This is a genomic window from Stenotrophomonas sp. S41 (assembly GCF_016624625.1).
Taxonomy (GTDB): Bacteria; Pseudomonadota; Gammaproteobacteria; order Xanthomonadales; family Xanthomonadaceae; genus Stenotrophomonas.
The window spans coordinates 1-664 of sequence record NZ_JACVTV010000219.1 but is presented as its reverse complement, the minus strand read 5'-3'; the positions used below and the strand labels follow the sequence as shown (position 1 = coordinate 664).

Below are 664 nucleotides of genomic sequence, written 5' to 3'. Positions count from 1 at the left end.
ATCAACCACAAGCGGGTGCAGCGGCTGATGGCCGAGCTGGGCCTGCAGTCGCGGGTGCGCATCAAGCGCTACCGCGCGTTCAAGGGTGCGGCCAACGTCGTGGTGCCCAACGAAATGGACCGTCAATTTGAAGCCGAAATGCCCAACCAGAAGTGGGTGACCGACGTAACCGAGTTCAAGGTGCAGGGCATGAAGCTCTATCTTTCGCCGATCCTGGACCTCTACAACGGTGAAATCGTGGCCTACCAGATGAAGCGCCGACCGGTTTTCGACTTGGTGGGCGAGATGCTGGATCAAGCGATCAAGAAGCTCTCGCCCGAAGATCGACCGATGATCCACTCCGACCAAGGCTGGCATTATCAGCACGAAAAATACCGCCACACGCTCGCAAAGCACTCGCTAAAACAGAGCATGTCCCGGCGCGGCAACTGCCTAGACAATGCGGCCATGGAGAGCTTCTTCGGGACGCTGAAGTCGGAATTCTTCTATCTGAAGACCTTTGACAGCATCGAAAGGCTGGAAGACGGGCTGATGGAGTACATCAGGTACTACAACGAAGACCGTATACGATTGAAACTAAAGGGTTTGAGTCCCGTAAAGTACCGGGAGCAGGCCGCGCTGGCCGCCTGATCCCCCAACTGTCCAACTTTAGGGGGTCACTTCA

At 56.3% G+C, this 664-nt stretch carries 1 protein-coding gene; it reads left to right on the top strand.

The annotated features are described in order from the left end of the window. Nucleotides 1-630, top strand: a 630-nt coding sequence (locus IAE56_RS20970; protein ID WP_200753844.1) for an IS3 family transposase, incomplete at its 5' end; no start/stop codon positions are given. Nucleotides 631-664 lie beyond the last annotated feature (34 nt).